A 21,378-nucleotide genomic window follows, 5' to 3' on the forward strand; every position below is an offset into this window, starting at 1 on the left:
CGCCGAACCTGTACGCCGACCCGCCCACGAGGTCACCGGGATGTCCGCGCACGAATGGTTCGTACACGGGCAGTTGGCAGGTCTTCGGACTCGCGAGCACGTCCCCCTGCGCGGAGTTCCGAACACGGAAATCCGCGGGAGACACCTACTGGCCGTCGCTTCCCAGGCCCGGCCGGGCCCAGTGCGTGTGACGGCGGTCGTTCCCACTCACCGCTGCGGGGCAGTCCCGGATTCCCACCGGGTTCCCTCTTACGACGCATCCCGCCTGGCGGACGGGGCGAACCAGCTGCGCCGGCCAGTCTAGGGCCTGTCGCCCCCTGCCCGTCCGCCGGGCGGGCGTGAGCCCGGGTGGGTCCGGTACGCGGCGCGGCCGGCGCTCAGTGGACCGAGAAGCCGCCGTCGACGTGGATCGCCTGCCCGGTGACGTACGCCGACGCGCCGCTCGCCAGGAAGACCGCCGCGCCCGCGAAGTCCTCGGCCAGCCCGTTGCGCCCGGTCAGCGTGCGCGCCGCCAGGGCCGCCACCTTCTCGGGGTCCGACGACAGGCGCTGGTTCAGCGGGGTCATCACGAAGCCCGGGACCAGTGTGTTGACGGTGACACCGTGCGGCGACCAGGCCTCCGCCTGCGAACGGGCCAGTGACTCCAGCCCTCCCTTGGAGACGCCGTACGCGCCGCTCTGGACGAAGGCGCGGTGGGCCTGTTGCGAGCTGATGTGGATGATCCGTCCGAAGCCCCGCTCCGCCATCGCGGGGCCGAACCGGCGGCCCAGCAGGAAGGGCGCGTCCAGGTTCAGGGCCATGACGCTGTCCCAGACCTCTTCGCTCAGCTCGCTCATCGGCGGCCGCAGGTTGATCCCGGCGCAGTTGACGAGGATGTCGGGCTCTCCGAAGATCCCGGCTGCCCGCTCGGCGGCCTCGTGCACGCCCGGACGGGTGCTCAGGTCCGCGCTGACCCAGGCCGCACGGCCGCCGAGTTCGCTCAACTCCTCGACCGTCGCTGTCAGTTCGGCCTCCTTGCGCGCCACGATCACCACGCGGGCCCCGGCGCGGGCCAGGGCCTCGGAGATGGCACGGCCGATACCGGAGCTGCCACCGGTGACCAGGGCGACCCGGCCTTCCAGGGAGAACAGTTCTGAGAGGTAGTGCTGCGAGTCCATGGCGGCACCCTAACGGCGGTACCCGGGAGCACGTACGCGACGGGTCAGCCCAGGACGAGTGGGAGCCGCGCGGCGAACTCGCCCAGCGCGGCCGCTTCCGTGCCGGTAGGCGTCCGTCGCCCGGTGCCGACCAGCAGCGCGTCCCTGTCGGAGAACGAGGCGGGGAACGGGGTCCCGGCGATCCTCTCCAGCGCCGCACGGGCCGCCGCGAGGGTCTCGGCGGGCGGCCCGGCTGCCGAGGGCAGCTGCGCGACGAGGTCGAGGTGGTGCAGCGTCCATTCGAGTACGTACACGGCGAGGTAGTCGCCGACGGTCAGCACCTCGTCGCGGGTGCCGACACGGGCGGTGGGATCGGCGAGGACGGCGGCGCGGCCCGCGGCGGAGCCCACGTCGTCGAAGTGGAACTTGAGCCAGCGGGGCTCCCCGTACGCGGCGGCCAGCCGGGGGATCAGCGCGTCGAGGGGATCCTCCCCGGTCGGGGGTTCGACGAGCTGCCAGTAGGTGACCTGGTCCACCGTCGGTTCCGTGTCGGCGGGCGTGACCAGGGTGATCAGGACGTCCTGGGCGTCGATGACCAGATGACAGACCAGGTCCCGTACGAGCCATCCGGCGCAGCCGGACGGCCGCTCGAAGTCCTCGTCCGGGACGTCGGCGACCGCCGTGCGCAAGGCCGTCCAAGCATGCGAGAAGAGATCCACCGCGGCACGGTAATGCGGGACGGCGACGGCGGGCAAGCGTATTCGTACCGCCGTGCCGCGCCGAGCCGGCTGTGGCGGACCGCGTCCCGGTCCGCGACGGACCCGTGGACGACGGGACGTCGGCGCTGCGGATGGAGGTGGGCACGTCGGCGTCCGGTAGTTGATGTTCTCTTACCGGTCCTGTCCGCTCCTGTCCGGGCCTATTCGGTCATGGCGGCTTCCGCGAGGAACGGCTCCAGCAGGCCGAGCAGTCGGGCGGGGCGGTGCAGCGGGATGATGTGCCCGCAGTCCTCGATGACGTGGCCGACGAGCTGATCGGCCACGGGCCGCAGCTGCTGTGCGAGCGTTCCGCCCACCGGCCGGGCGCCGACGGCCAGGGTGGGCACGGTCAGCCGGGCCGTACGGACGGCCTCCTGGATCTGCCGGGCGCTCGACGGCATCGCGCGGTAGTAGGAGAAGGCACAGCGCAGGGCCTCGGTGCCGGTGTACGCGTCGACGAAGGCGTCCCGGACGGCGGGCGCCACGCCCTGCCCGAGGGTGCCGGCGGCGAGGAACCAGTCGATGTACTCGGCTTCGTGTCCGGTGAGTACGGACTCCGCGAGACCCGGTTCCGCGTGGAAGCCGAACCACCAGGGTGCCCCGTGGGCGAGGAACTCCTCGGCGCCCGGCAGCCCGCCGAGGAGCGACTCCATGACCACGAGCCGCCGTACGAGGTCGGGGCGGCGCATGGCGAGCAGGAAGGCCGGCGGAGTACCCGCGTCGATGCCGACCACGGCGGCGGAACTCACCCCGAGGGCGTCGAGGAGGGCTTCGGCGTCGGCCGCGAGGGTGCCCGCGTCGTAGCCGCCCGCCGTTCGCGCGCTCGCGCCGAGTCCCCGGAGGTCCGGTGCGATCACCCGGTAGCGATCGGCCAGCCCGTCCATCACGTCGGTCCACAGCTCCCACGTGTGCGGGAAGCCGTGGAGCAGCAGCACGGCCGGGCCCTCTCCGGCCAGGGCCACATTGAGGCCGACACCGTTGGCCGTGACCTGCCGCAGCTCCACGGCGGGCCGGGGACGTCCGGCCGCACGGTCGGGTGTGCGGGGCGTACTGCTCGGTGCGGTCGGCACAAGGTCCTCCGGGGCTGTTACCAATGGTGACAACAGAACGATAGGTAAGTACGGTGGGGGCACCAAGACCGCACTTTCGACACAGGTGGTGAGCCCGAGGTGACCGCCTCGCCCGATGGACCTCCGCCCCGCGGACGCCGTGGGGACCTCTTCGACCCGCTGTGCCCGACCCGGCGTCTGCTCGACCGGATCGGCACGAAGTGGATGTCGATGGCCGTCAAGGTGCTGGCGGAGGCGTCCCCGGACGAGGTCCGCTTCGCGGAACTGCAGCGCAGGATGGCCGGTGTCTCGCAGAAGATGCTGTCGGTCACGCTTCAGGCGATGGTCCGCGACGGGCTGGTCGGCCGCCGGGTGGAACCGACGGTGCCGCCCCGCGTGTACTACCGCCTCACTCCGCTCGGCCTGTCGCTGGAAGAGCCGTTGGCCATGGTCCGGGCCTGGGCCGAGGAGCACATGGCCGAGATCGACCACGCCAACCGGCGGAGCCAGGAGGACGACGGGGCTGCCGCCTCCACCTCCGCTGTCACCCCCACTGCCACCGGCTGACGCAGCCACGAGCCACGAGCCGCGAACTGCGAGCCGCGAACGGCGGCGGGGAGCGGGAGCGGGAGCGGAAGCAGTGGTCGGCTGGTCAGGCGAGGGCCGGGCGCAGCTCGAACCAGTCGAACGCCACGCTGCCCCGCGTGGCGTACATGCCGATCACACGGCCGGTGAAACCGCCCGCGACCTCGGTGGTGAGATAGCGCCCGTCGAGTTCGGCGAGGATCTCGAACCCGCCGCCGTCCCTCTCGTACCCCAGACGGAGGGTGTCGGGGCCCCCGCCGCGCAGACCGGGCGGGGGAGGCGCCCCAGGGTCGCGCGAGGTGACCGTGGGCGGCAGGACGTCGGAGGTCGTGACGTCGATCCGCAGGGTCAACGGCCCGACGGGCAGGGCTCGTTCGGCAATGGCGTGGCGCAGCGGGCCGATCCTGGCGACCGCGCGGACCGTGCCGTCGCCCACCTCCACCTCGTAGTGGTGCGCCTCGTCCATGCGCACCGCGAGCCCGCCCCGGCCGTCCTCGCCGACGTCGACCAGCGTGCGCGCGCCGCAGTCGGGGTCGCGCTGGCGGCGCCCGACGAAGAGCGCGCCCGGTGTGTCGAGACTGTCCGCGCGGGCGTGCAGGACCAGGTGGCCCGTCCGCTCGTCGAGACGTACGGCCTCCGGGTCGCTCCGTCGCGGCGACACCCAGCACGGTGCGAGCGCGGGGGAGTCGAAGTCGTCCCGGTGCGGCTCCGGCGGCCAGGGGTGCGGCACGAGCGCCGGAGCCGGTGCGCGCAGGTCCAGCGGTCCGGGCAGCGGCCACTCCTCCTCCCACCGTACGGCTGCCAGGAACGTTTCCCGGCCCATGCCGTGGTACATCGGTGTGTCACCCCGGGGCCTGGTGCCCAGCAGCACCATCCACCAGGTGTCGTCCTGTGCCTGTACGAGGTCGCCGTGGCCGGTGTTCTGCACCGGATGACCGGTACTGCGGTGGGACAGCACGGGGTTGGCCGGATGCGGCGCGAACGGTCCGGGCAGCGTACGGGCCCTGGCCACCGACAGGGCGTGGCCGCGTTCCGTGCCGCCCTCCGACAGCAGCAGGTACCACCAGCCGCCGATCCGGTACAGGTGCGGGCCCTCGGGATACTGCAGTCCGCTGCCCGACCACATCGGAACCGGCTCGCCCAGCGGCCGGCCGGACTGCGGGTCGATACGGACCCCGCGGATCCCGTCCGCCGAGAACACGCACCAGCAGGTTCCGTCCTCCTCCCAGGCCAGATCGGGGTCGATGCCCGGAACGCCGACCGGCACGGGATCCGACCAGGGGCCTGCCGGATCCTCGGCGGTCACCAGGATGGTGCCCGCTCCGGCGACCACGGTCGTGATCAGCCAGAAGAGGCCGTCGTGGTGGCGCAGGGTGGGCGCGTACACCCCCGTGGAGGCGGCGGCCGTGTCGGGCAGCGCCAGCTGAGAGGGCCGGTCCAAGGCGTGCCCGATCAGTCGCCAGTGCACCAGATCGCGGCTGTGCCACAGGGGAACGCCCGGCGCGTACTCGAAACTGGACGTCGCCAGGTAGTAGTCGTCACCGACCCGGCAGACGCTCGGGTCCGGGCTGAACCCCGGTATGACGGGATTGTCGAAGAACACCATGGCCGCCCCTGGAGAGTGCTGAGGAGTCAAGTCCGGCAGAAGCATCGGTAGAGGTTCGGGAGGAGCTCGGCAGGAGCTCGGGAGAAGTGGCGTGCGGCCGGGCCGCGTGGGAACGCTACCGCCGTCGCCTCCCGACGTACGGCCGGATCTCAGACCTGGGTGGCCACCGGCCTCTCGAAGAACGTCTCCAGAGCCACCGTCGCCCGGGTGCCACTCACACCCTCGATCTCGTACAACCGGCGCAGCACGTCCTGGAGTTGCTCGGTCGACCCGGCCCTGACCTTGACCAGGACCGAAGCGTCCCCCGCGATGACGTGAGCCTCCTGCAGTTCGGGAATCGCGGCGAAACGCGCGCCGCGGTCGCCCATCCAGGCGGACGAGTCGACCATGACGAAGGCCAGCACCCCGCTGCCGACCGCGGCGGGGTCCACCTCGACGGTCGTGCGGCGGATCACCCCCGACTCGCGCAGCTTGCGCACCCGTTCATGGGCGGCGCCCCCGGAGAGCCCGACCGCCTTGCCCAGGGCGGCGTACGCCTGGGTGGCGTCCGCCTGCAGCAGGCTCAGCAGCTTCCGGTCCACATCGTCCACGTCACTCTCCTCCGAACCAGTCCCTACAGATCTCTTCGGTGACCATATGTCATCCTGTGAAAAGGGGATCAGTCGGGATACTGTTCGAGGCGTATGAGTCGGAACGACTGAAGGAGAACGGACACATGGCCACCGGTCGCCCCGCGCTGTACGAAGTACTCGACGACAGGTTCCGCACGGAGAAGTGCACCGCTGGGGATCTGCAGCTGGAGACACTCCACGTGGGCTCGCGCTGGGCGGAGGGGCCGTTGTACGTGCCGGCCTGGCGGCAGCTGATCTGGAGCGACATCCCGAACGACCGGATGCTGCGCTGGGACGAGCAGACCGGTGCGGTCGGGGTGTTCCGCTCGCCCGCGGGACACTCCAACGGCAACACCCTGGACCGCGAGGGCCGGCTGGTCAGCTGCGAACAGGGCAACCGCCGGGTCACCCGCACCGAGCACGACGGCTCGGTCACGGTGCTCGCCGACCGCTACCGCGGCAAGCGGCTCAACAGCCCGAACGACGCGGCCGTGAAGTCCGACGGTTCGATCTGGTTCTCCGACCCGGACTTCGGGATCACCAGCGACTACGAGGGCGTCCGCGGTGAGAGCGAGATCGGCGCCGACAACGTCTACCGGATCGACCCGGCCACCGGTGAGGTGCGGCTCGCCGCCGAGGGCTTCGGCGCGCCCAACGGCCTCGTCTTCTCGCCGGACGAGAGCGAGTTGTACGTCTCCGACACCGGGGCCGGCCAGATCCGCGTCTTCGGGGTGCAGGCGGACGGCACCCTCTCCGACGGCAAGGTCTTCGCCGAGATCCCGGAGGGGAGCGACGGCCGCTTCGACAACATCCGCTTCGACGACCAGGGCCACCTCTGGGCCGCCGCCATGGACGACGGGGTGCACTGCTACGCCCCGGACGGCACCCTCATCGGCCGCCTCCTGGTCCCCAACACGGTCGCCAACATCCGCTTCGGCGGCCCGCGGCGCAACCGCCTCTTCATCGCGGCCAACGACACGCTCTACTCGCTGGTCATGGGGGTCACGGCGGCGCCGACGGCCCTTTGATCCCGGGCGCACCGCTTGCCTGGCTCAGGGCGCGGCGTTCATCAGGTCCAGGGCGCTGTGCTGGCGAGCGGCGTCCGTCCTGTCCACGGGGCCGTACCAGCGCAGGCCGTACTGGTCGAGGGCGTTGCGGTCGGCGGCGTGGGCCTGTGCGGCCTGCTTGGTGAGATAGGCCGAGTAGGGGCGGTCGGACAGGGCCGCGTTGAGCTTCGCCAGGCCGCGTACGTCCGCGCCCTTGAAGGACGGGCCGTCGGCGCCGCAGTCACCCGACTCGCAGGGGTCCCTGAGGATGCCGGTCGAGGTGTTGAGCCTGCTGGAGACGGTGTTGGCGTCGGCGATCCGGCGGGCGGCGGCGAGCACGGCGGAATCACCCGTGGCCTTGTGCAACTCGGTGAGTCCACCGATGAGTTGGCCCTGGTTGTAGGACCAGACCGTGCTGTCGCCGACCTTGCAGGTGCTCAGACTGAGGCCGTCGCTCACCGTACCGTCCGAGTTGATCATGCCGGTGCCCTGGAACCAGCTCCAGTCCGCCTTCGCGCGCTGGAGGTACGTGGTGTCGCCCGGGATACGGTTGTGCAGGGCCGCGTTCAGCTCGATGTAGAGGGAGTTGGGGATGGCGTTCTTCACCGTCTTCGCGGTGCTCCAGTACACCCCGCCCCCGCAGGTGCTGTCCCAGTAGCCGGCCATGTGGTCCGCGTCGGCCCGCGCCGTCGCCAGATAGCGGGGGTCGCCGGTGAGGTCGTAGGCCGCGATCCAGGTCAGGCCCCACCAACCGGTGTCGTCGATGTAGTCGTTGCGGAACTGCCCTTCGGCGGAGTCGAGTTGCAGGTCGTAGGTCCGGCCGACGGCGTACGCGTAGCTCTGCATGCCGGTGACCCTGATGTTGTCGATGACGGCGTGCAGCGCGTTGGCGGAGTTCCACCAGCCGGTGGTGTCGAACAGGCCGGTGCCGTAGTTGTAGAACTGCATCTGCGCGGTGGCCGCCGCGGTGCGCCGGTCGCCGGCGTTCCAGGTGGACCTGGCCCACGGCGTGCAGACGACGTCGGTACGGTCGGCGGCCTTGCCGCAGGCCCGCAGGGCGCCGACACCGTGGCCGGCCCAGTCGTCGACGTTGTACATCAGGGTCCGCCAGCCGGTCCGGCCCGCCGGGATCTTCGTGGCGCCGAGCCGGCTGTTCGCGGACCAGGTACGGCCGCCGTCGAACGAGCGGTCCAGCCACACCTCGTCCCCGGGGCTGCCGTTGCCGACGGAGGCCCAGCCCATGGCGTCGGCGTCGTCGAAGTGCAGCTCGAACGTGCGCGAGAAGAGCGTGGCGGTGACGGGTCTGCGGTCCTGGCCGCTGAGCGCCGGATCGCGCGCGTCGCAGTACGTGTTGCAGATCGTCGCCGCGGCGGCCGAGGGGGCGGCGGGCGAAGGGGCGGCGGCGGAGGGCGGAGCGGCCTGGAGCAGGAGGGCCGACATCGTTGTCAAGGCGAGTGCGAGTACGGCGAGCGGCGATCGTCTGACGCGCATGGAAGAACCTCCGAGGCTTGCCTAACACTGCGGTGGGGGCACAGGGGCTGATCCTTGGACAGGTCGGCGTGGACGCTAACCGGAACCGGAGGGCAGGTCAATGCTCCAGATGAATGTTCAACCGTGAGTCGCCGTACGCGCCGGCGCCGTAGGCCCCGTGCCTGGGGCCGATCGGCTTCCGCGCCGGCCCGAGAAAGTCGTGTCACACCCCTTGACCGCCGCCGTGGAGGCACCCCAGAGTTCTGCTTATGCGCATTACTTATACGCATTAATAAAACGGTGTCGGCCCTGAGCGGCCGGGTGAGGAGCACGGTGGAACAGCCCAGCAAGCGACCCAGGCGAGGGCGGACCCCCGCGGCGACCGGACGTACCTCCCGGCCGCGGCAGGCGGAGGTCGCCCGGCTGGCCGGAGTGTCCCAGGCCACGGTGTCGCTCGTGCTGTCGGACAAGGCGCAGGGGTCGGCGATCTCGGACGAGACACGGCAGCGGGTGCTCGACGCGGCCCGCAGCCTGGGCTACGTACCGGACCCGGCCGCACAGCGGCTGGCGGCGGCGCGCAACAACCTGCTCGGGGTCTACAGCTTCACGGCCACCTTCCCGACGGACGTGGAGCACTCGTACTACCCCTTCCTCGTCGGGGTGGAGCGAGAGGCCGCCGCGCGCGGTTACGACCTGGTGCTGTTCACCGGGTCGAGCTCGGGCGGTGCCAAAGCCGCCGGGCCCGAGGCGTTGAACCGGGTCAGGCTCGCGGACGGATGTCTGTTCCTGGGCCGGCACGTGCCGATCGCCGAGCTGAAGCGGATGGTCGCGGACGGCTTCCCGGTGGTGCACCTCGGCCGCCGTGAGGAGCTGGAAGGTCTGTCCTGGGTCGGCGCCGACTACGTGAGCGCCAGCAGCGAAGTGGTCCGGCACCTGGCGGAGCTGGGCCACCGCAAGATCGTCCTGGTCCGTGAGGACGACGACGCACCGGCCTCCACGGACCGTCAACAGGGCTTCCTGGAAGGGCTGGCGGCAGCCGGACTGCCCGGCGGGGCGGACGCCGTCCTCCGCAGCGCCGACCCCCGGCGCGAGGTCACCCCCGAACGGCTGCGCCGCTGGGTCGCCGAGGGTGTCACCGCCTTCGTCGCGGAGGAGACCGACACCGGGGCCGCCTGGCGCGCCCTGCGCGCGGCCGCCGGGGAAGCGGGCCTCAGTTGCCCCGCCGACGTCTCCCTCGCACTCCTGGGGAGTCCCCCGCCCGACCTCGTCGCGGATCCGCAGCCCACCGGGTTCGACGTGCCCCGGCACCAGTTGGGTGCGGCGGCGGTCCGGATGCTGGCCTCGCTCGTGGCGGGGGAGGAGGCCGAAGAGCCCCTGGTGGTCTGCGCCTTCCGGGCCGGTGCGACCACCGGGGCCCCACCCGGGACGTCCGGCTGAGCCACGAGAACCACAGCCGGGCACCACCGGTGACGACCGACGGCGACAACCGACAGCGAGAACCACCGGCAAGAACCGCGAGCGAGAACCGTGAGCGGGAACCACCAGCAAGGAGAAGCGTGAAACCGAAAGCCGACATCCTCATCGTGGGCGGCGGACTCGGCGGCGTGGCCGCCGCGCTGGCGGCCTGCCGCGCCGGACGCAGCGTCGTGCTCACCGAGGAGACCGACTGGCTCGGCGGACAGCTCACCTCCCAGGCCGTGCCACCCGACGAGCATCCCTGGGTGGAGCAGTTCGGCACCACCGCCTCGTACCGGCAACTGCGCGAAGGCATACGGCAGTTCTACCGGCAGTGGTACCCGCTGCGGTCCGAGGCGCTCGCTCTGACGAACCTCAACCCGGGCGCCGGGCGCGTGAGCAAGCTCTGCCACGAGCCGCGCGTGGCACTGGCCGTCATCGAGGCGATGCTCGCGCCCCACCGGGCCTCCGGGCGGCTGACCGTCCTCACCGACCACCGGCCCGTCGCGGCCGAGGCCGACAACGATGTCGTACGCTCCGTGACCCTGGAGCACCGCCACGACGGGCAGCGGGTCACCCTCCCCGCCCGGTACGTGATCGACGCCACCGAGACCGGCGAACTCCTCGAACTCGCGGGCGTGGAGCACGTGGTCGGAGCCGAGTCCCGGTCCGAGTACGACGAACCGCACGCCCCGGACCAGGCCCAGCCGCTCAACCAGCAGGGCATCACCGTGTGCTTCGCGGTCTCCCACCACGAGGGCGAGGACCACACGATCGACCGGCCCGCCGACTACGACTTCTGGCGGAAGTACCGGCCCGACTTCTGGCCCGGACCGCTGCTGGGCTTCCAGGCGCCGGACCCGCGGTCCCTTGAGTCCGTACCGCGGACGTTCGAACCCAATCCGGAACTCGACCCGCTGGCCGTGAGCGCGGACCAGAGCGCCGACGCCGGTGACAAGGAACTGTGGGGCTTCCGCCGGATCCTGGCGCGCAGGATGCATCGCCCCGGATCCTTCGACTCCGACATCACCCTCGCCAACTGGCCCCTCAACGACTACTGGTTGAAGCCGCTCGTCGGGGCCGGAGCGCGGACCGGGGCCGAAGCGGTCGCCGGGGCACGGCAGTTGTCCCTGTCGGTCCTGTACTGGCTGCAGACCGAGGCGCCTCGCCAGGACGGGGGCACCGGGTTCCCCGGCCTGCGCCCGCGCCCGGACGTGACCGGCACGCCGGACGGCCTCGCCAAGGCGCCGTACGTCCGTGAGTCGCGCCGGATCAAGGCCGTCACGACCGTCACCGAGCACGACGTGGCGATCGACCTGGTCGGGCCCTACGGAGGCACCAAGCACCGCGACTCCGTCGGCGTCGGCAACTACCGCATCGACCTGCACCCCTCGACCGGCGGCGACAACTACATCGACATCGGCTCGGTGCCGTTCGAGATCCCGCTCGGCGCGCTCCTGCCACGGCGGGTCCGCAATCTGCTGCCCGCAGGCAAGAACATCGGCACCACACACATCACCAACGGCTGCTACCGGCTCCACCCGGTGGAGTGGAACATCGGCGAGGTCGCGGGAGCTCTCGCCGCCCACTGCCTGACCGAGGACGTCGAACCCCACCAGGTCCAGGCCGAGGACAAGCGGTTCGAGGAGTTCGCGCGCGGCCTCGACCGCGACGGGATCCAGCGCCACTGGCCGGACGTACGGGGCTACTGACCCCGCAGGGGCCACCGCCTCGCAAGGCCACCGACCCCGCAGGGTCACAGAACCACGGTGCACACGGCGGCCCCCGGTCGCCGTACCGCGTGCCCGAGCCGGGCGGGCCGGCTGCTCAGCCGACCCCGCCCGGCCGGCGCCCGCGCATGACTGACACAGCACAAGGAGGTGCCCAGACATGACCACTCACAGAATTCGCGTCGGCATCGACGTCGGCGGAACCTTCACCGACGCCGTCGCCGTGGACGCCACGACACTGAGCCTGCTGGGACAGGTCAAGGTCCCCACCAGCCACCACCACGAGGACGGCGTCGCCCACGGCATCGTCGAGGCGCTGGACCGGCTGCTCCAGCAGGTCGGCCGCGACCCCGCCGACGTCGCGTTCCTCGCACACGGCACGACCCAGGCGACCAACGCCCTGCTGGAGGGCGATGTCGCCACCGTCGGCCTGATCGGCGTCGGCACCGGCCCCGGCGCCGTGCTCACCCGCCGGCTAACCGCCCTCGGCCGGCTCGAACTCGCCCCCGGCAAACGGCTTCCGCTCGCCTACGCCCATGTAGCCCACCCGGACGACGCGAACGCCGTCCGCGCCGCCATCGAGGAGGTCACGGCGGCCGGTGCCGACGTCGTCGTCGCCACCGAGCCGTTCGCCGTCGACCGCCCCGAGGGCGAGCGGTCCGTCGTGGCCGCCGCCCGCTCCGCCGGGCTCCCGGTGACGGCCGCCCACGAGATCACCTCGCTGTACGGACTGCACAAGCGGACCCGTACCGCCGTCGTCAACGCGGCCATCCTGCCGCGCATGCTGGCCACCGCCGACCTCGTCGACGCGTCCATCACCAAGGCGGGCATCACCGCGCCGCTCATGGTCATGCGCTGCGACGGCGGCGTCATGGCCCTCGACGAGATGCGCCGGCGCCCGCTGCTGACCGTGCTGTCCGGCCCGGCGGCCGGCGTCGCCGGGGCCCTGATGCAGGAACGGATCAGCGAGGGCGTCTTCCTGGAGACCGGCGGCACCTCCACCGACATCAGCGTCGTGCGCCGCGGCAAGGTCGCCGTCCGGCACGCCACGATGCTCGGCAAGAGCTCGTACCTCAACGCCCTCGACGTCCGCACCGTCGGCGTCGGCGGCGGCTCGATGGTCCGCGTCGACCTGGACCGCCCCGGCCAGGCCCGCGTCACCGCCGTCGGACCGCGCAGCGCCCATATCGCAGGACTGCCCTACGCCTGCTTCGCCGACCCGGCCGAACTGAGCGGGGCGACCCTGGCCACGGTGCGTCCGATGCCCGACGACCCGGCCGACTACGCCGTCCTGGACGCGGCGGGCGGCCGGTACGCCCTCACCATGACGTGTGCCGCCAACGCGCTCGGCCGGGTCCCCGAAGGGGACTTCGCCCACTGCGACCAGGACGTGGCGAAGGCAGCGCTCGCCCCGCTCGCCGCCGCTCTCGGCGTGGACGTGCCCACGGCCGCCGCCCGTGTCCTGGACGCGGGCGCCGAGCAGGTGAAGTCGGTGGTGGACAAGATCGTGCGCGACTACCGCCTCGACACCGACACCGCGGTCCTCGTCGGCGGCGGGGGAGGAGCGGCCACCGTCACCCCGCACCTCGCGGCCCTCATGGGCATGGAGGGCCGGATCGCCCGGCACAACGAGGTCATCAGCCCGATCGGCGTGGCCCTGGCCCTGGTCCGCGAGCAGATCGAGCGGATCATCCCCGGCGCCACCCAGGAACAGATCCTCGCCGTGCGGGCCGAGGCCGAGCAGGCCGTCGTCGCCCAGGGCGCCGCCGCCGACGGAGTCGAGGTCGAGGTGACCGTCGACCCGCAGACCAGCACCGTCCGCGCCATCGCCACCGGCGCCACCGAACTGCGTACCCAGGACCGCTCGCACAGCGCCGACGACACCGAACGCCTCGCCGCGGCGGCCGCCAGCCTCAAGACCGACCCCGACCGGGTCCGCGTCCTCGCCGGCACCTCCGCCCACACGGTCTACGGCACCGAGGTCCGGCGCCGGCTGCGGGCGGCACGGCATCCCGTGCGCGTCGTGGACGCCGACGGAGTCGTACGCCTGCACGCCGCCGACGCACAGGTGGCCGCCACCACCGTGGGGGCCGCCCCCGAACTCCTCGCCCACCTCGTACGCGACGCGACCTCGTACGGGGACGGCGGCGTCCGGGCCCCCGCGCTGCGGCTGCTCCTCGGGTCCCGCATCGCCGACCTCTCCGGGGTCCTCGAACCGCAGCCGCTGCTGGCCCTGGCCCGCAGCGAGATGCGGGACCGCGGCGCCGACGAGCCCGTGGTGGCCGTGGTGGAGGTGCGGACATGACCGGCGCCCTCGCGTCCGGCGCGCGGCGAGCCCGCGCGTCCGTCGTCGAACAGGCCACCACGGCCACCGCTACCGCAACTGCCACCGCCATCGCCGAGACCGATGACCTCGATCTCGCCGTACGGCTGCTCGCCGCCACCCCCACCCACGAGGGACGGGACCCCGCGCTGCTGCTCCGCTGGGCCCGTGCCGCCGACGCGTTCGGCGCGGCCCTCGCACCAGGGCCGTGCCGCGCCCGGATCGTGGAACGCGACGACGGGCTCGACGAACTGCTGCTCGCCCGCTACACCTCGCGCCCGCCCACCGTCGAGATCTGCGTCGACACCGTGGACCGGGCGGAGAAGCTGATCGACGAACTCGGCTGGCGCTCCTGGTATCCCGTGGGATCCGTGCGTGCCGCGGCCCTCGCCCATGAGACCGCGCACGAGCACTTCCACCACAAGGAGACCAGGACCGCCCTCAAGGAGGCGATCGGGCATCACGCGCTGAGGCTCGGCCGCCTCCGCGTCCTGGCCCATGTCGCCGGGGCCGAGGAGATCGCCGCCCACGCCTACGCCCGTACCGTCTGCGGACTCGGCCGCAGCCCACTCCTGCTGACCGCCGCGCTCGCCGCCGCGGTCGGCGCACCCGGAAGAGAGAACTGAGCCATGGGTGTCGTCATCCTGCTCGTCATGGCCGCGGGTGTCGCCGCCATGCTCACCCGCAAGCTGCCCACGGCGTTCGCGCTCGTCATCCTCGCCGTCGTCATCGCCTTCGTCGCCGGCGCCCCGCTGACCGGCAAGAACAGCGTCCTCGACACGGTGCTCCAGGAGGGCGCGCCCGCGCTGGCCGCCACCATGATCGCCATCGTGCTGGGGTCGTGGCTCGGCAAGCTCCTCGAGGAGACGGGCGTCGCCGCCACCCTCGTACGCAAGATCGTCGAGTTCGGCGGTGACCGCCCGGTCGTGGTGGCGCTCGGCGTGCTGGCGGTCTCCGCGCTCGTCGGCACCGTCACCGGGTCCGCTCCCGCCGCGATGCTCGCGGGCCTCATCGGGATCCCCGCCATGATCGCGGTGGGCATCCCGAAGGTGACCGCCGCCGGCACCATCCTCATGGGCATCGCCGTGGGCATCCCCTTCGAACTGCCCCTGTGGCAGTTCTTCTCCACCGCCCTGGAACTGCCGGTGTCGGAGGTCCGCGACTTCATGGTGAAGCTGTTCCCCTTCGCCCTGGTGGCCGCCCTCCTGTACGTGTTCGTCGAGTCGCGCCGCCGGGGTGTGGAGCACACCTGGTCCCTCAAGTCCGTCCAGGACAAGCCCCGTTCGCCGAGCCGCCGGCAGCGCCTCGGCGACGCGCCCTGGTACGCGCTGCTCACCCCGGCCGTGCCGCTGATCCTCGCGCTGGGCTTCGAACTGGCCATCATTCCCTCGCTGTTGGCGGGCGTCCTGTTCGCGCTGGTCACCACCACCCGCCCCCGGGACATGAACAAGCGGCTCCTGCGCACGCTGTACGGCGGATTCGAGGTGGCCGCCCCGCCGATCGCCCTGTTCATCGCCATCGGCATCCTGCTGGCCGCGGTGAAACTGCCCGGCGCCGTCGACGCGCTCGAACCGCTCATGAAGGACGTCAGCCCGCAGAACCCCGTGCTGTTCGTGGCCGTGTTCACCCTGCTGGTGCCGCTGTGCCTGTACCGCGGGCCGCTGAACGTGTTCGGACTCGGCGCGGGGATCGCCGGGGTCCTCATCTCGACCGGGATCTACCCCGCCGCGGTCGTCCTCGGCATGGCCACCTCGTACAACCAGGTCTTCGGTGTCGCCGACCCCACCAGTACGCAGACCGTGTGGGCCGCCCAGTACGCCGGTGTCTCCCCGCAGCAGGTCATGGTGCGCACGCTGCCGTACGTGTGGGCCGTCGCCCTCGGCGGGCTGTGCGTCACCGCCGCGTCCTATCTCTGACCGTCTCCGACCGGCGGTCACCTCTGCGCCGGTCCGGTCCTCGGCACCTCAACTCCCCTCCGTCCTTCCGTCTCTGTGTGTCATCCCTTCTCTCACTGGAGTCGACCATGAATGAGCCGCATCCCGGCCGTCGTCTGTTCCTCCGAGCCGGTGCCGCCACCGGAGCCGCGCTGACCGTGGGCGGGCTCACCGCGCCGGCCGCGTCCCCCCTCACCGCGGAAGGTGCCGCTGCGGCCCCGGCCGCTGCCGCCGCTCCCGGCGGGTTCCCCGACTACCGGTACGTGCGCACCCTGCTCGTGGCGTCCGAGCTGAAGTACCACCCGACGAACGAGATCATCTTCCCGTGCATCCGGGGCGTGGCCGGACGCATCGCCGACCCGCTGGCCAGGTACTACCTGTACTACGGGCCGCACGACCCGCCCGGCGGTATCTGCCTGGCCTACGGGGACTCCCTGGAGGGCCCCTTCACGGAGTACCCGAACAACCCGATCGTGTCGAACAACTGGGCTCCCCACTACTCCGTCTCCCACGTCGCGTCGCCGCACGTGATCTGGATGGAGGCGTCCAAGGAACTGTGGATGTACTTCCACGGAGAGAACAACACGACGCGGGTGGCCAAGTCCAAGGACGGCATCCACTTCACCTACGAGAAGGTCGTCCTGAACACGTCGATGCTGCCCAGCGGCACGACCGAGACGTCGTACGCCCGGGTCTTCGCGCACGAACTGCCCTCCCACGGCGCCCACTTCGTGATGGTCTTCATGGTGAACAACACCTCCAACCACCGGGACATCTACTGGGGCTGGTCGGCCAACGGGCTCACCTGGACCTACTCCCAGACGCCGCTGATCCGGCACGCCGACGTCGGCGCGGTCAACGTCGGCGGGCCCCACCTGCTGTACCGCAACAACACGACGTACGTCGTCTACAACAAGGACAAGGAGAGCGGCGGCGACCTGATGATCACCGAGGTGGGCAACGACTTCAGCAAGCGCAACCACCTCGGCGTCTTCTACAACTCCCGGGACACCGCACCGGAGAACGGCCGCGCGGCCGCCCCGTCGTTCGGCACGGACGGCGGCGTCCCGTACATGGTCTACGAGGCGGGGGAGCGCCTCAAGGGCGCCATCGCGGTGGCCCGCGGCTGACGCGGACGGCACCGGCGGACGGCACCGGCGGCGGCGCACCACTGTGTGCGCCACCGCACACCCGTAGGCGATGTTGGTCTAGACCTTGACGTGTTCTGTTCACGCGGGCACTCTGAGAGCGCTCTCATGGACCAGAAGGGTCCGCTTTCTCTTTTCCTCCACTTGTCGGAGTGCGGCCCCCCAACCGTCCGTCCGTCGTAACTCAACTCCGGTGGCATGCCCACCTGGCAGGAGGACGAGCGTGCTAGCCCTACGGAAAGTACTGGTTGCCATGGTCGCCGCGGCGGCCGTCGCCACAGGACTCACGACAGTGGGTCCCGTGGCCGACGCCGAAGCCGCGGTCCCCACCACCATCCCGCTCGAGATCAAGAACAACTCCGGGCGTGGCGACCAGATCTACGTCTACACCATCGGGACCCTGCTCTCGACCGGCCAGCAGGGCTGGGCCGACGAGAGCGGCGCCTTCCACGCCTGGCCCGCCGGCGGCAACCCGCCGACCCCCGCGCCCGACGCGTCCATCGCCGGGCCGGCGGCCGGCCAGACCAAGACGATCCGGATGCCGAAGTTCTCCGGCCGGGTCTACTTCTCCTACGGCCAGAAGCTCGTGTTCAAGCTGACCACCGGCGGTCTCGTGCAGCCCGCGGTGCAGAACCCGAGCGACCCGAACGCGAACATCCTCTTCAACTGGACCGAGTACACCCTCAACGACTCCGGTCTGTGGATCAACAGCACACAGGTCGACATGTTCTCGGCCCCGTACGCGGTCGGCGTCAAGAACACCGCCGGTACCGTCAAGACCACCGGGCACCTGAAGGCCGGCGGCTACACGGGCTTCTTCGACTCGCTGAGGAACCAGTCCGGCGGCTGGGCCGGTCTCATCAGGACGCGGTCCGACGGCACCGTCCTGCGGGCCCTCGCACCCGGCCACGGCATCGAGGCCGGCGCCCTGCCGAGCACCGTCCTGAACGACTACATCAACCGTGTGTGGACCAAGTACGCCTCCTCCACGCTGACGGTGACGCCGTTCGCGGACCAGCCCGCCACCAAGTACTTCGGCCGGGTCTCCGGGAACGTCATGAACTTCACCAACAGCTCCGGCGCGGTCGTCACCTCGTTCCAGAAGCCGGACTCCGACAGCGTCTTCGGCTGCTACAAGTACCTGGACGCGCCGAACGACCTGGTACGCGGCCCGATCTCGCGCACCCTGTGCGCGGGGTACAACCGCTCCACGCTCCTCACCAACCCCAACCAGCCCGACTCCAGTGACGCGGGCTTCTACCAGGACTCCGTGACCAACCAGTACGCCAAGAAGATCCACGCGCAGATGGCCGACGGCAAGGCCTACGGCTTCGCCTTCGACGACGTCGGTGCCCACGAGTCGCTGGTCAACGACAGCAACCCGACGACGGCGTACATCACGCTCGACCCGTTCAGCTGAGGGACGGGAGCCGTGCGGCGGTGAGGCGGTAGGAGGGACGCCTGCGGCGGCCCGGACGAACGGCGGTCCCCGCATCGGGCCGTCCGTCCGGGCCGTCGTCGCGCCCGGGATGAACAGCCGACGCGCCCCCGCCGTATCCCTTGTCGATCGCAGGTCCGCACACGCGGGACCCGTACGACGGACACGGAGAGGCACGTGGCACAGCAGCGACAGCCAGGACGTACCGGCCACCCCCTCATCGCCCGGCGGACGCGCCGGGTCCGCCGGATGCGTGGAGCGCGCGGTGCCGCCCTGGCCGGCGGCCTCACTCTGCTGTCGCTGGCCACGGCCTGCGGCGGGGACGAGGGCGGTGGCGCCGCGGCGGGCCGGCGGGCGGAGAGCTCCGCGATGTCCGCCCCCTCCGCCGGTGTCGTGGCACCGGCCAAGGTCGAGGTGATCGCCGATCTGACCGGCTGCAAGGTGACGATCCGAACCGACGCGGACGAACTGCGTGAGGGCGTCTGCGACACCGAGGAGGGCGACTACCTCATCACGACCTTCCCGGCGGAGAAGTACAAGCTGACCTGGCTCGACAGCGCCGCCGTCTACGGGGGCACGTACCTCGTCGGCCCGCAGTGGGCCATCAGCGCGAAGCCGAAGACACTCGCGCGCCTGCGCACGCAGGTCGGCGGGACCCTCCAGGACCTGGACGCCACGCGCACCACGGGCCCCGTCCCCAGTACCTCGTAGGGGGCCGGGCGGCAGTTGGTGAATAGCCATTCATCACTTAAGGTGAATTGTTATTCACCTCGTCGTGCCTCGTGTTCAGGGAAGTGCCCATGCAGGATCCGCCACCCAGGGAGTTCTCCCGCACCGGGGGATCCACCCCCTTGGAGAGGCTGCGCTCTCGTCTGACGGTCCCGGTCCTCGCGTACGGCGGCATCCTGATGGCGGTCATGCAGACCGCCGTCGTACCGCTGCTCCCCGACCTGCCACGGCTGACCGGCTCCTCCGCGGCCACCGTGTCGTGGACCGTCACCGCGACGCTCCTCTCGGGCGCGGTGCTCACTCCGGTACTGGGCCGCGCCGGGGACATGTACGGCAAGAAGCGCGTCCTGCTCCTCGCCCTCGGGCTGATGACAGCCGGCTCGGTGCTGTCGGCGCTGACCTCGGACATCCGGGTGCTCATCGCGGCGCGGGCGCTGCAGGGCGCCGCCGCGGCCGTGGTGCCCCTGTCCATCAGCATCCTCCGCGACGAACTGCCGCCCGAGCGCACCACCTCCGCCGTGTCCCTGATGAGTTCCACGGTCGGTATCGGCGCGGCGCTCGGCCTGCCGCTCGCCGCGTTCATCGTCGAGTACGCGGACTGGCACACCATGTTCTGGGTGTCCGCGGGGCTGGGGGCGGTGGGGATCGCGCTCGCCTGGTGGGCGGTGGACGAGTCGCCCGTACGGCAGCCCGGCCGGTTCGACACGCTCGGGGCGCTCGGCCTGGCCACCGTGCTCATCTGTCTGCTCCTCGCGGTCTCGCAGGGAGGTGAGTGGGGCTGGACCAGTGCGCGGATCGTCGCCCTGTTCGCGGGCTTCGCGCTCTTCCTTGCCCTGTGGTGGTGGCAGCAGCTGCGGGCCGAGCGACCGCTGGTCGACCTCAGGCTGGCGGCTCAGCCACGCGTCGCGCTGCCGCATCTGACCGCACTGCTCGTCGGATTCTCCTTCTACGCCAACTCCCTGGTCACGGCCCAGCTCGTGCAGGCTCCCAAGGGCACCGGGTACGGGCTCGGCCTCTCGATCGTCGGCGCGGGGCTGTGCCTGCTGCCCAGCGGCGTGACCATGCTGTTCCTCTCACCGGTGTCGGCCCGCATCTCGACGGCCCGCGGCCCACGGGTGACGCTCATGCTCGGAGCCGTCGTCATCGCGTTCGGGTACGGCGTGCGGATCGTGGACAGCCGCGACCTGTGGGTGATCGTCCTGGGCGGAGCGATCGTGTCGGCCGGTACGGCTCTGGCCTACTCGGCGCTTCCGACCCTGATCCTGGGTGCCGTACCCGCCGCGCAGACCGGCTCCGCGAGCGGCGTCAACGTGCTGATGCGGACCATCGGCCAGGCGGTGTGCAGTGCTGCCGTGGCCGCCATACTGGTGCATCACGCCGGCCCGGTCGGCGGACTGTTCCTGCCCAGCCTGCGGGGTTACCTGCTGGCCTTCGCCATGGCGGGGGCGGTCGCACTGGCCGGGTGCGCGATGGCCATGGCGATACCGAAGAGCGGCAGCGAGCCGGAGCGGGCCGGCCGGCTGACCCGCGGGCGGCGCGGTGGAGCGGCCGCGGACAAGATGCTGGAGGGAGCAGGAGAGTCATGAGGTCCTCGAAGTCCCCCGACACCACCGGACCTGACGGAGCACTCACGACACAGGAGCCCCCGACCGCCACGGCCACCGTGGAATCGGGATCGAGACCGGGCGCGGGTGTGAGTACGGAGGCGGGCGCGGCCGCGGTCGCGATGGGTGCGGCGGCGACGGACGGCGGCCCGGGGCGGCGGGACGCCGAGGCCACCAAGGCGGCGATCCTGCGCGCGGCCCGCCACCTCCTCGCGCGACACGCCCACGGGGACATCACCCTCAAGGCCGTGGCCGACCGGGCCGGGGTCAGCCCGCCCCTGATCGTGAAGTACTTCGGCAACAAGGAAGCCCTCTTCGCCCGGGTGATGTCCTTCGAGGAGGACGCCGCCGCCCTGCTGGACGCGCCTCTGCCGGACCTCGGGCGGCACATGGTCCGGCACGTACTCGTCAGCCAGAGCGAACGGGGCGCCGACCCGCTGGCGCGGATCGTCTTCGCCCCGTTGCACGGCAGCCGCGGAGACACGCTCCGCACCAACTTCCGTACCCAGGTGAGCGAGCGGCTCGCCCGGCGCCTCGACGGCCCCGACGCCGGGCTGCGCGCCGAACTCGCCGTGAGCATGCTGCTCGGCCTCGGCGTGATGTACGGCATCGCGCGAGGCGGAGAGCTGCGCACGGCGGTGCTCGACGACGTCGTCACACGCTACGCACCCGCGGTACAGGCCTGCCTCACGCCGTGAACCGGCGACAACGGGCCGGGGCGGAGAGGGCCCCGGCCGGCTGTGGCACGCCGGTCGA

General features: G+C 71.6%; 18 protein-coding genes and 1 riboswitch. Of the genes, 12 read left to right on the forward strand and 6 right to left on the reverse strand.

Annotated elements, in window-relative coordinates:
* Nucleotides 1–57 precede the first annotated feature (57 nt).
* A riboswitch (cobalamin riboswitch) is annotated at nt 58–302 on the reverse strand.
* Between the two features lie 75 nt (nt 303–377).
* The 3 genes from ACLVWQ_RS05140 to ACLVWQ_RS05150 form a co-directional block, all read right to left on the reverse strand.
* Complete coding sequence (locus ACLVWQ_RS05140) at nt 378–1,157, reverse strand: SDR family NAD(P)-dependent oxidoreductase (RefSeq protein WP_414106942.1); 780 nt, start codon at nt 1,155–1,157, stop codon at nt 378–380.
* Nucleotides 1,158–1,201: 44 nt separating this feature from the next.
* Complete coding sequence (locus ACLVWQ_RS05145) at nt 1,202–1,855, reverse strand: maleylpyruvate isomerase N-terminal domain-containing protein (RefSeq protein WP_414106943.1); 654 nt, start codon at nt 1,853–1,855, stop codon at nt 1,202–1,204.
* A 200-nt stretch (nt 1,856–2,055) separates the two neighbouring features.
* Nucleotides 2,056–2,898, reverse strand: a complete 843-nt coding sequence (locus ACLVWQ_RS05150; RefSeq protein WP_414107399.1) for an alpha/beta fold hydrolase — start codon at nt 2,896–2,898, stop codon at nt 2,056–2,058.
* Between the two features lie 165 nt (nt 2,899–3,063).
* Here ACLVWQ_RS05150 and ACLVWQ_RS05155 point away from each other — a divergent pair, with 165 nt between their 5' ends.
* Nucleotides 3,064–3,510, forward strand: a complete 447-nt coding sequence (locus ACLVWQ_RS05155) for a winged helix-turn-helix transcriptional regulator (protein WP_414106944.1) — start codon at nt 3,064–3,066, stop codon at nt 3,508–3,510.
* Between the two features lie 85 nt (nt 3,511–3,595).
* On the opposite strand, the gene ACLVWQ_RS05160 is transcribed toward ACLVWQ_RS05155, so the two are convergent.
* Together ACLVWQ_RS05160 and ACLVWQ_RS05165 are read right to left on the reverse strand one after the other, a co-directional pair.
* Nucleotides 3,596–5,134 carry a glycoside hydrolase family 43 protein gene (locus ACLVWQ_RS05160; RefSeq protein ID WP_414106945.1) on the reverse strand — a complete coding sequence of 513 codons (1,539 nt, stop codon included), beginning with the start codon at nt 5,132–5,134 and terminating at the stop codon, nt 3,596–3,598.
* Nucleotides 5,135–5,283: 149 nt separating this feature from the next.
* Nucleotides 5,284–5,724, reverse strand: coding sequence for an Lrp/AsnC family transcriptional regulator (locus ACLVWQ_RS05165; protein WP_414106946.1), 441 nt, complete (start codon nt 5,722–5,724; stop codon nt 5,284–5,286).
* Nucleotides 5,725–5,849: 125 nt separating this feature from the next.
* Here ACLVWQ_RS05165 and ACLVWQ_RS05170 point away from each other — a divergent pair, with 125 nt between their 5' ends.
* The gene (locus ACLVWQ_RS05170; RefSeq protein ID WP_414106947.1) at nt 5,850–6,773 is read left to right on the forward strand and encodes an SMP-30/gluconolactonase/LRE family protein; all 924 of its coding nucleotides are present in this window, start codon (nt 5,850–5,852) and stop codon (nt 6,771–6,773) included.
* A 24-nt stretch (nt 6,774–6,797) separates the two neighbouring features.
* Here the strand turns inward: ACLVWQ_RS05170 and ACLVWQ_RS05175 are convergent, their stop codons facing one another.
* Nucleotides 6,798–8,282, reverse strand: coding sequence for a glycoside hydrolase family 76 protein (locus ACLVWQ_RS05175; RefSeq protein WP_414106948.1), 1,485 nt, complete (start codon nt 8,280–8,282; stop codon nt 6,798–6,800).
* Between the two features lie 312 nt (nt 8,283–8,594).
* Here ACLVWQ_RS05175 and ACLVWQ_RS05180 point away from each other — a divergent pair, with 312 nt between their 5' ends.
* From ACLVWQ_RS05180 to ACLVWQ_RS05225, 10 genes are all read left to right on the forward strand, one after another.
* Nucleotides 8,595–9,698, forward strand: coding sequence for a LacI family DNA-binding transcriptional regulator (locus tag ACLVWQ_RS05180; RefSeq protein ID WP_414106949.1), 1,104 nt, complete (start codon nt 8,595–8,597; stop codon nt 9,696–9,698).
* Between the two features lie 119 nt (nt 9,699–9,817).
* Nucleotides 9,818–11,428 carry an FAD-dependent oxidoreductase gene (locus ACLVWQ_RS05185; protein WP_414106950.1) on the forward strand — a complete coding sequence of 537 codons (1,611 nt, stop codon included), beginning with the start codon at nt 9,818–9,820 and terminating at the stop codon, nt 11,426–11,428.
* A gap of 178 nt (nt 11,429–11,606) precedes the next feature.
* Entirely contained in the window at nt 11,607–13,751 is a 2,145-nt protein-coding gene (locus ACLVWQ_RS05190; protein WP_414106951.1) for a hydantoinase/oxoprolinase family protein, read from the forward strand.
* Complete coding sequence (locus ACLVWQ_RS05195) at nt 13,748–14,395, forward strand: hypothetical protein (protein WP_414106952.1); 648 nt, start codon at nt 13,748–13,750, stop codon at nt 14,393–14,395. Before ACLVWQ_RS05190 ends, ACLVWQ_RS05195 begins: the two co-directional genes overlap by 4 nt.
* A gap of 3 nt (nt 14,396–14,398) precedes the next feature.
* Nucleotides 14,399–15,685: a TRAP transporter large permease subunit gene (locus ACLVWQ_RS05200; RefSeq protein ID WP_414106953.1), complete on the forward strand. Its 1,287-nt coding sequence runs from the start codon at nt 14,399–14,401 to the stop codon at nt 15,683–15,685.
* Nucleotides 15,686–15,792: 107 nt separating this feature from the next.
* On the forward strand, nt 15,793–16,833 hold the full coding sequence (locus tag ACLVWQ_RS05205) for a hypothetical protein (protein ID WP_414106954.1): 1,041 nt from the start codon (nt 15,793–15,795) through the stop codon (nt 16,831–16,833).
* A 271-nt stretch (nt 16,834–17,104) separates the two neighbouring features.
* Nucleotides 17,105–18,271, forward strand: coding sequence for a glycoside hydrolase family 64 protein (locus ACLVWQ_RS05210; RefSeq protein ID WP_414107400.1), 1,167 nt, complete (start codon nt 17,105–17,107; stop codon nt 18,269–18,271).
* A gap of 267 nt (nt 18,272–18,538) precedes the next feature.
* Nucleotides 18,539–19,000 carry a hypothetical protein gene (locus ACLVWQ_RS05215; RefSeq protein ID WP_414107401.1) on the forward strand — a complete coding sequence of 154 codons (462 nt, stop codon included), beginning with the start codon at nt 18,539–18,541 and terminating at the stop codon, nt 18,998–19,000.
* Between the two features lie 89 nt (nt 19,001–19,089).
* The gene (locus ACLVWQ_RS05220) at nt 19,090–20,604 is read left to right on the forward strand and encodes an MFS transporter (protein ID WP_414106955.1); all 1,515 of its coding nucleotides are present in this window, start codon (nt 19,090–19,092) and stop codon (nt 20,602–20,604) included.
* A gap of 140 nt (nt 20,605–20,744) precedes the next feature.
* Complete coding sequence (locus ACLVWQ_RS05225) at nt 20,745–21,320, forward strand: TetR family transcriptional regulator (RefSeq protein WP_414107402.1); 576 nt, start codon at nt 20,745–20,747, stop codon at nt 21,318–21,320.
* Nucleotides 21,321–21,378 lie beyond the last annotated feature (58 nt).

It is taken from the genome of Streptomyces sp. CWNU-52B, from assembly GCF_047444975.1.
In the GTDB taxonomy this organism is placed as follows: Bacteria; Actinomycetota; Actinomycetes; order Streptomycetales; family Streptomycetaceae; genus Streptomyces.